Origin of the sequence: Corallococcus sp. CA041A (assembly GCF_003612075.1) — a bacterium.
GTDB lineage: Bacteria > Myxococcota > Myxococcia > Myxococcales > Myxococcaceae > Corallococcus > Corallococcus exiguus.
On the sequence record NZ_RAWF01000438.1, the window covers coordinates 1 to 4,367 of the forward strand.

General features: G+C 66.3%; 3 protein-coding genes, 1 tRNA gene and 1 pseudogene. 4 read left to right on the plus strand and 1 reads right to left on the minus strand.

Annotated features, from left to right (window positions below; genetic code table 11):
- From D7V77_RS40495 to D7V77_RS40510, 4 genes and pseudogenes are all read left to right on the plus strand, one after another.
- Window positions 1-529: pseudogene (locus D7V77_RS40495) on the plus strand (DNA primase); the annotation flags it as partial.
- A gap of 90 nt (window positions 530-619) precedes the next feature.
- Complete coding sequence (gene rpoD / locus D7V77_RS40500; RefSeq protein ID WP_120581520.1) at window positions 620-2,740, plus strand: RNA polymerase sigma factor RpoD; 2,121 nt, start codon at window positions 620-622, stop codon at window positions 2,738-2,740.
- Between the two features lie 89 nt (window positions 2,741-2,829).
- Entirely contained in the window at window positions 2,830-3,162 is a 333-nt protein-coding gene (locus D7V77_RS40505; RefSeq protein ID WP_120581521.1) for an MGMT family protein, read from the plus strand.
- Between the two features lie 71 nt (window positions 3,163-3,233).
- Window positions 3,234-3,306, plus strand: a tRNA-Ile gene (locus tag D7V77_RS40510).
- Window positions 3,307-3,378: 72 nt separating this feature from the next.
- Here D7V77_RS40510 and D7V77_RS44045 read toward each other — a convergent pair.
- Window positions 3,379-4,367, minus strand: a 989-nt coding sequence (locus D7V77_RS44045; RefSeq protein WP_199733984.1) for a hypothetical protein, incomplete at its 5' end; no start/stop codon positions are given.

The window sequence follows — 4,367 nt, forward strand, 5'->3', positions numbered from 1 at the left end:
CCCCAACGCCGTCCCCGTCCAGGCCGTGCCCCGCCCGGTGCCCAAGCCCCAGGCGGAGCGCCCTCCGCCGGAGTCAGAAGCGCTCTATGTGGCTGCAATCCTTCGGGATTCCCGGCTGCTGGCCCGGGACACCTTCCGCGTGTGTGATGAGTTGTCCCACATGGGACTGCGGATGGTGCTGGCCCAGACGACGTCCGGGCAGGGGCTGGAGGAGGCGCTCTTCGAGGCCTCGGAGGTCGTCAAGCGGACGCTCCTGGAGGCCGGCCGCCGGCTCTCTCCGGCGGGAATGGAACTCGAAACGGAGTTCATCCTCGCGTGCCGCGACATCATGAAGAAGCGCATTGACGAGCGGCTCGTTTATATAAAGCGAGCGACGGAACAGACGCAGGGGGCTTTTGATTTGACAGAGGAGACGCGGTTGCTCCTTTCCGAGCGCAAGGAGCTGTTGGCGCTCCGCAAGCGCGTCCTGGATGAGCTGACCCCCGCTTCCTCGGCAACGGGAACAAAGGGACCAATGCAACCGGTTTGAGTTCGCGTTTGTAAGAAAGCTCGACTTTGCGGTAGATCGGCCGGCTCGCCCAGGCCAAAGCACCTGATTTTCTTAAGGAGAAGTACCCGAATGCCGACGCAGAAGCCCCCCAAGGCATCCGTGAAGCCCACCAAGAAGAAGGTGGACCCGGTGATCCGCAAGAAGAAGGCCCCGGACAGCCCTGCGGCGAAGGTCACGAAGGCAGCGGAGCCCGAGGAGAAGGAGCTGCTGGCGAAGGACGCCCCCGCCGAGGCGCCCGAGAAGATCAAGAAGAAGAAGGGCGTCGCCGCCATGGCCGACGACGTGGACCCCGAGGAGGCCGCGGAGGAAGCCGCCGCCGCCGTCCAGGTGGACCCGGACGCCGTGGAAGACGACGTGGAGGAGGATCCCGTCGCCGAGCGCAAGGAGGTCAAGGACCTGCTGGCCGCGGGCCGAGAGAAGGGCTTCCTCACCTATGACGAGGTGAACGACGCCCTCCCCGCCGACATCGTGTCGTCCGATCAGATCGACGACGTGATGAGCATGTTCGGCGACAACGACATTGAGATCGTGGACGCGCAGAAGGCCGCGCAGTCCAACGAGATCAAGCCCACCGTCGCGGTCGAAGAAGAGAAGGAAGACCAGGACGAGGACGAGAAGGACGAGGACGACGAGCCGGGTGGCAAGTCCAACGATCCCGTCCGTCTCTACCTGCGCAAGATGGGCAGCGTCAGCCTCCTCACCCGCGAGGGAGAGGTGGAGATCGCCAAGCGCATCGAAGAGGGCGAGAAGGAAGTCCTGCGTGCGCTGCTCGCCTGCCGCGTCGCGGTGGCGGACATCCTGGACATCAGCAACCGCCTGAAGACGGGCAAGCTGCGCGTGCGCGACGTCATCAAGGACGCGCCCGAAGAGGCCCAGACGGAGAACGCGGAAGAGCCCGCCGAGGAAGCAGCCGAGGGCGAGGCCCCCGCGCAGCTGGCGCAGAGCGAGCTCAACAAGATCGAGCAGATCTCCAAGCAGATTGAGCGCTTCCGCAAGTTCGCCAAGGACTGCGAGGTCCTGGAGGAGGAGCTCTCCGGGAAGAAGAAGCTCACGGAGGTTCGCAAGAAGGAGCTGAAGCAGGAGGTGAAGGACCTTCGGACCAAGATGATGGAGGTCCTGGAGGAGATGCGGCTGAACAAGAAGCAGGTGGACCGCATCGTCGTGAACCTCAAGGGCCTCATCGAGCGCGTGGAGAAGGCGGAGGAGGAGCTCGGGGACCTGGAGCGCCGCTACGGCGTGGTGATGAAGGACCTGCGCCCGCAGCTCAAGGAGTCGCGCGAGAACCCGAACATCGCCAAGAAGCTCCAGAAGCAGCTCAACTTCACGCCTGAGCAGCTGGAGGTCCTGGACCGCGACGTGCGCACTGCGGTGCGGAAGATCAAGCGCGTGGAGGAGGAAGCCAACCTCCCCGTGGACGCGCTCCGCCGCAACTACGACGCCATCCGCCTGGGCGAGAAGCGCGCCGAGCGCGCCAAGAGCGAGCTGGTGGAGGCGAACCTGCGCCTCGTGGTCTCCATCGCGAAGAAGTACACGAACCGCGGCCTGCAGTTCCTGGACCTCATCCAGGAGGGCAACATCGGCCTGATGAAGGCGGTGGACAAGTTCGAGTACAAGCGCGGCTACAAGTTCTCGACGTACGCCACCTGGTGGATCCGTCAGGCCATCACCCGCGCCATCGCGGACCAGGCCCGCACCATCCGCATCCCGGTGCACATGATCGAGACCATCAACAAGCTCATCCGCACGAGCCGCTACCTCGTGCAGGAGATTGGCCGCGAGCCGACGCCGGAAGAGATCGCGGAGAAGATGGAGCTGCCGCTCGACAAGGTGCGCAAGGTCCTGAAGATCGCCAAGGAGCCCATCTCCCTGGAGACGCCCATTGGCGAGGAAGAGGACAGCCACCTGGGCGACTTCATCGAGGACAAGAGCCTGGTGTCGCCCGCGGACGCGGTCATCAACATGAACCTGGCCGAGCAGACCCGGAAGGTGCTGGCCACGCTCACGCCGCGCGAGGAGAAGGTCCTGCGCATGCGCTTCGGCATTGGCGAGAAGAGCGACCACACGCTGGAAGAGGTGGGCCAGGACTTCGAGGTGACGCGCGAGCGCATCCGCCAGATTGAAGCCAAGGCGCTGCGCAAGCTGCGTCACCCCAGCCGCTCCAAGCGCCTGCGCTCCTTCGTGGAGAGCTGAGCCGCTGAAGTAGACTGTTGGGCCCGGAGGCCTCCGTTCCTTGAGTGGACCGGGGGCCTTCGTCGTTTTCGTCCCGAGTGAGGTGCGCCATGGCCGCGAAGAAGCCCGCCGGAGAGCCCCTGCCCTTCTCCGACAGCGTGATGAAGCAGGTGCGCTCCATTCCCCGGGGAGAGGTGCGCTCGTACGCGCAGGTGGCCATCTACGCGGGCAGGCCGGGCGCGGCGCGAGGCGTGGGGCGGGAGTTGAAGCACCTGCCGGGGCAGGCCACGCAGGTGCCCTGGTGGCGGGTCGTCCGCTCTGACGGGACGCTGGCGCCCCCGGTGGCCCACGAGCAGGCGAAGCGGCTGCGAGCGGAGGGCGTCACCGTGGACGAACGGGGGCAGGTGTTCCGCGTGGTGGTGAAGAAGGACGGCAAGGCCTGACACGCGGCGGCGCTTGCCAGGCGCGAGCGGGCGGAGAGATAGTCAGCGCGCGTCTGGCGTCAGAGACATGAGGGCCCTTAGCTCAGCGGTTAGAGCTGTCGGCTCATAACCGATTGGTCCCTGGTTCGAATCCAGGAGGGCCCACTCCCCTCACCTCCGCCGTGTTCCGCACCACCAGCGCACCCTGCGGAAAACAAGCCAGCGATTCCCAATGCCTTACTTCGCGCTTCCGGCGGAGCCCCCCCTCTTGGGGGCCTTGTCGGAAGGAAGGAACCCCCGCTCTTGTGCCATGGCCCGGATGCCAGGCGGCAGGGCTTCCCCCAAGAGGACGTTCGCGTGCACCGCACCGTCCGCGAATCCATACAGGTGTCCCACTTCCTCCAGGGTGCGAGTCCGGACGAAGTCCTCCCAGACCGCAGGGTCATCCTTCGAGCCTCCGCTGCCCGCGCCAGCGCTTCCATGGCCCGCGGCGGCGCCAGCGCTTCCCGCCGACGCGCCGGAGGTACTCGTCGCCACGGCCCCCCGCCACGGACCGCCATTGAAGCCAGGAGCGCTGGCGGCTGCCCCTGCGCTTCCGCCAGCGCGCGGCGTCCCGGACGCGGGTTCGAAGAAGAACCCTTCGAGCCCGTACCGCGAGACCCTCTCCAGGATGGGGTCTGCGAGCCTTTGGGAGGCTGCTCCCGGAACCTTCAGGGCGCCGTTCCAGAACGGGTTGTGACTCGACTGGGCGATGCCCAGCTGGTGGAACCACTCCATCGCGTGGAACATCGCCGCGCGCTTGGGGTCGTCATACGCGCGCTGCTTCACGTTGCTGTTGTAGACAAGCTCGGGGCCGAGCATGGCGTCGAAGTTCGCCCGGGGAAGGGCCTCCTTGGAGCGCGCCTCCCTGGCATCCATGCCGTGAGCGGAGGGCTCGATGACGACCGAGCACATCCGGACCTCCTTGCGCGTCCCTGGCGCTGTCACGCCGGCGAAGCTCACCTCCGAGATGGCGCACCGCCCACAGGTCTCCTTTCCCCAGTGGCCCGACTCGTCGCTCGGGACCAGTTGCTTCGAGCCCTCGAATGGCACCGACAGCTCCATGTCCGCCATCCGGTAGAAGAGCTGAGCCGCCGCCATGATGGCCGCCGGCTCGGCGCACTGAATCGAGTTCCATTGCTGGATGGAGGCAATGGATGACTCCAGCGCATCCCGGACCCACCCCC